At 39.4% G+C, this 4722-nt stretch carries 5 protein-coding genes; 1 reads left to right on the top strand and 4 read right to left on the bottom strand.

Annotated features, from left to right (window positions below; genetic code table 11):
• Window positions 1-376: 376 nt before the first annotated feature.
• Both VN379_RS16660 and VN379_RS16655 read right to left on the bottom strand, forming a co-directional pair.
• Window positions 377-958, bottom strand: a complete 582-nt coding sequence (locus VN379_RS16660; protein WP_325535865.1) for a MerR family transcriptional regulator — start codon at window positions 956-958, stop codon at window positions 377-379.
• An 858-nt stretch (window positions 959-1816) separates the two neighbouring features.
• Window positions 1817-2641, bottom strand: a complete 825-nt coding sequence (locus tag VN379_RS16655) for a DUF2935 domain-containing protein (RefSeq protein WP_325535863.1) — start codon at window positions 2639-2641, stop codon at window positions 1817-1819.
• A gap of 244 nt (window positions 2642-2885) precedes the next feature.
• On the opposite strand from VN379_RS16655, the gene VN379_RS25175 reads away from it, so the two are divergent.
• A complete protein-coding gene (locus VN379_RS25175) occupies window positions 2886-3059 on the top strand; it encodes a hypothetical protein (protein WP_414715008.1) in 174 nt (57 codons plus the stop codon).
• Here the strand turns inward: VN379_RS25175 and VN379_RS16650 are convergent.
• Complete coding sequence (locus VN379_RS16650; protein ID WP_325535861.1) at window positions 3003-3767, bottom strand: glucosaminidase domain-containing protein; 765 nt, start codon at window positions 3765-3767, stop codon at window positions 3003-3005. The two genes, VN379_RS25175 and VN379_RS16650, sit on opposite strands and share 57 nt — an antisense overlap.
• Before the next feature lie 672 nt (window positions 3768-4439).
• Window positions 4440-4649, bottom strand: a complete 210-nt coding sequence (locus VN379_RS16645; RefSeq protein WP_325535859.1) for a hypothetical protein — start codon at window positions 4647-4649, stop codon at window positions 4440-4442.
• Window positions 4650-4722: the final 73 nt, after the last annotated feature.

The following is a 4722-nucleotide window of genomic DNA, read 5'->3' as shown; positions in this document are numbered from 1 at the left end:
TCTTTAATTTTTAGTGTTGTTAAACATTCTTGTAAATTATTGTATTTCCTGCTAAATTAGAACGATTACTTTTCGTAAAAAACCGACAGATTATTAGGTACAGTGTGTCGAAATGAATAACCAAAAAGAACCAACCCTTGCCGTGCCTGCCCTTGCAGTACCGCTAAATTCGACACGGCACACTATTTTACTGCCTTAAACTAATTTTTCTCCGCCATTATTAGTTAGTATATTTCGCTAATTTCCAATATTTGTAATAACAATTGCTATTTTTACATTTTTTACCATATATTAAGATTGTTTTAAAGACCAAAAAAGGCAGTGGCTCAGGTAATTTTACCCTCAGCTCACTGCCTCTTATTTGGTTTTTTCACAATCAACTAAACAATCGCTGCCAAAATGATTTAGGCTTGTCGATTTCTTTCTCTTCTCTAATTTGGCGTAAACGGGCATCTATCAATTGAAAATGATCAGTCAGTTCTGTCTCTATACGCTCCTCAAGCTTGGACACTTCTTGCTTTAGATTATGCAACTCCTCTTGTTGCCCATTAACCATGCTAATTGTTGCTGCAATTTGTTGTAAAGCTTGGTTTTGAGAGGCGATAACAGCCATTATCGTAGAACCGTCAAATTGGTTTATTGTAGATAATGCCTGAGATTGACCTGTTTCGTCATTATGCGAATATGTTGCGCTGCTTTCCTGCGGTTCTGTATCAATCTCAATAAACCTGGTAAAACGACTATCTAGCTCATTAGCAATATCATCAGAGCTTTTATTTTGATGCATGCATTTGGCGATAGCTTGAAATACCTCAACTGCTTCTGGATAAAACCGTTTCTTTTTCCCTTCGCCCATAGCTGGCAAATAGTCCAGAAATAAGTCGCGATAATATCGCAACGTGCTTTGCGGAATGCCCAGCTCTTGCGATATATCTTTGATACTAAGTAATTCTGTCATAAAAATCACCCCTTGCGTTTTTGTTGTTGCGATTATATTCGCGGTCAAGGGGTAATTTTCCTGCTAATTTTATGAAATAATGTAAATAAATTCCAAATACTATTTCATCTGAGCTTTTAAAAGTTATTAAGAATTATAATAACTCTCAATAGTTTGAAATTTGACGGAGAATGTTGTGTCACTAGCAGATATGTCAATATCAATTATAACCCTGTGCCTTTAAGCAATTCGCTAACATACACCTGGATTTATTGATGGTTTTTGTGTTGAAAAATACTTCGCTTAAAAACCTTTAGATGCTTCAATAACAAATTGCCCTACAGTTTCACCTTACCGGCGTTCTTTATATGCATCTCAGCTGACACTGCACACTCCTTAAAACAGTTTCGATGCTATTATCATACTAGCCAAATAACATAGCCGCCCACCAGGACGAACCTGACAGGCGGTTATTATCTATAAAACTTCATTAATATGTTGCAATGCTATTTGATGTCGGCATATTTTGATTTTATTGTACTTTCCAAAACGCTCGCGAATGAAGGTGATTTCTTCTTATTTAATACATCCTTGGATTGATACCGAATATTTTGCTTGTGATAATCGCAAACAGGTTGTGCCGGTACTATTTTTAAAATCATGTTATCCCACTCCTTGGTTATTAATAGGACTTACTACTCATCAATATTTGTTATTTTAAGGTTAACATGAGAATGTGACAAAAATATGACGAATCTGGTAATAAGAACCAAAAGCCGCCCCACCCCGAGGGATGAAGGCGGTTAATCTCACAATTTTACAGCGATTTTATTTCCGCTGAACTTTAATCTGCTCTAATATCCCACTCTCTTGTTAAGACTAAAAATCACATATAACTATCTTTTCATCCATGTTTGGAATGTCATGTTGTATTTGTTCAAGAACCTCTAAGAAGTATTCCGCTTCGCGAAGTACATGGTCTGCAAGTAACGGTGGTATCAAAGATATTACTTTGCAGGATGAGATTAAGTCTCTTGCGGCCTCTTTAAAATCTCGAATTTGAACTGTTGCTTTAGTTACATCTTTTTCAAACCGAACAAGGTCATTGTTTGGACAGAAATGCCATAGCATACTATCAAGGTCACGAGCTTGAAGTTGTAATTGCTCAAACTGAACTGCAAAAGCATTTGCTTTCTCGACAAAACCTCTTTCTGAGGGGTCAAGCAAACCTGCAATAAATCTGGCATGGTCTGCCATGTGCCTGAGCCAAAAAACATTGTCACTGACTATTGAATCAACAGGATATTTCATGTCACCATCCTGTATTTTCTGTAGAAGTTTCAGAAAGTACATAGCTTCACGGGAAATATGGTCTATTAATAGAGGATAATTATAGCCCCCGATTTGACATTCAATAAGTAGATGTAAAACATGACGTTTAAAGACAAATATTTTTTTCACTGCAACCATAATCCTACTAACGAAAGCCATAAACTCTTCATCGCACTGTATATTACATGACTGTTTTTCAAGGTCTTCAAAAACACTATAGAATTCTTCCGCCTTACAAATAAGCTCGGTGTCTGAACACGCAAATCCTAGCTTCATGAATAAGGAATGCTCTTTCATTATTCTAAGCCAGAACTGCACGCGCCTCATATTTAGACACTCATATGGTTTTACTTCTCGACAGAATATATCCACGTTGCGTCCTCCCTTAATCGCATTATATTGCATAATATGCTGACAATAATTAATTTGGAACAGTAGTCATTCGAGAATTGAGACATAAAGCTAATAGCCCCATTAATACATAAAAACCCGTCCCCGCTCGAAGGATGAAGCGACTAACTACAGCTAGACAAATTACTAACTTATAGTACTATATGCAAGACTCACCACGAGAGGATGATGCCAGTTGAGCGATTATATATTTGCAGGTATCGCAATGGTGTTTTGGGGTATTGCCCCGGTTCTAGGAAAGTTAGGATTAGGTGATCTCCAACCGTTGGCGGCACTGACCATACGAAGTATGATTATTAGTGTACTGCTGATAATAGCGAAGTTAATTTCTGCGAAGTACCGCCATCCGATCGGAGTCAGCCAAAGCCTCAGGCGGTAATGCTGGATCTTTATCATTTATTCGTTTGGCCACATCCACAGCTGCAGCCTGTACTGTTGGAGCCTGGACGGTAAAATATGATACTGGAACAACCGAGTTGTCTTTGGCATCAAAAATATCAACAGCGGTATTATCAGCTACAATAGCATATCGGCCTTCTTTAACAGGTTCGCCGTTAACCAAGATAGTTTCTACGTCATCAAAGGTTAATTCATCCGACAACGCATATACTCCTGATTCGTCGGCGCGGATTAAAACAATCTCAGCAGGCGCAGATTTCACCTCTTTATCGTTATTTTCTAAATTAAAATTTGCAGCATAAATCCCCTTAACACTGGATAGATAGTTTTCCAGCGTGTCCCCAAAATAGCCGCCATGCTTAAGCGCGACAATATAGTCATCAATGCAGGTGGCATCATACAGGCCGTCTTCTTCGTAGTACCGGAGGTATTTTCCGAAATATTCGGCGTAGGCCTCATAACTGTCAAACTGTTTGTAGTAGTAATCTCCGTCTGGCTGCGGCGTATCATTGGGTGTAACCTGCGTTAAACCGCCAAGGTTGTGGTATTCGATTGCCAGTTTAGAGTCGAAGCCGCCCGTTTCGTGGCACCATTGACAATAAATCCACTCCGGTTTGATAATGTCACCAAAGCCTTCATTGGCTATCGCCGCTGCCTGTTTCGCCAGGTCATAAAAATATTTATCCATAATTAATTCCTCCTCTTATTGTCAATATATTTTTCATCCGCGGTTCTTGTTACTGATGCAGACCCGGCAGATTAGTCGCCGCCTGCATTTTTCGTATTGCCGCCACTTCGGCATCGATGATCCATCCGATGAGAGCAGCCGGTACTAATACCCGGCGCCAGCCCAGAACGTCGTTAATCTGCTGGATAGCGGCTGGCTCGCCGTTTGTAAATGGATTTTGAGGACTTACTATTACTCCATCCTCTGAGCTGTACAGTTCAACCCTGCCACACTCTATTTTGAATCGCGATATACCATCAGTGTGCCGTCTGGTTCATGCAGATAGAATTTGTTGACCCTGCTTTAATTGGTCAAACGGACTAGCTTTCTGCTAACTATGGTATATCTATCTTGTTCCGCGCAACACCTTCCTTACAACCTCTGGCATGCACCTAATACCTGTGCAAACCCATATGCACAGTAAGATATAATCCCGATCACCAAAGCAATGTATAGCCTATTAATAAACATCATCATCACGCCACGCTCCCAATTTTAATTGATAATGCAATGTATGCAGTAATAGGTATGACGGTTATTGTAAGGCCTCGGCGTATTATTTAACTATTTTCCCATGATCAGTTTTGGCACTCTGAGTCTGAACAGGTTACTTCAGCCAGGAACTCACCGCCGTTAGGATAAAAGAAAAACGTCCCGCAGGACGTTAAATAACAAAACACCAATCATGCTTAAATATATGGTGACACTTAGGACAGCGACATTCATCATCAAACCAGTAGTCACATTTAGGACACTGATAACAATCTGGTTTGCATTTCCACTGACATTCAGGGCACCTGTGAGGAAATTCATACCGACACTTCGAACACTTCTTGTGCTCATGACAACAATCTCGATCAGAATCAATACTCATTATTTTTATCATGCGCCCTTACTACGTTATATTACATAATAT

The sequence above is a fragment of the Sporomusa sp. genome (genome assembly GCF_035561255.1).
Lineage (GTDB): Bacteria > Bacillota > Negativicutes > Sporomusales > Sporomusaceae > Sporomusa.
The sequence above is the reverse complement of the archived record's forward strand: the minus strand, read 5'-3'. Positions and strand labels throughout refer to the sequence as shown.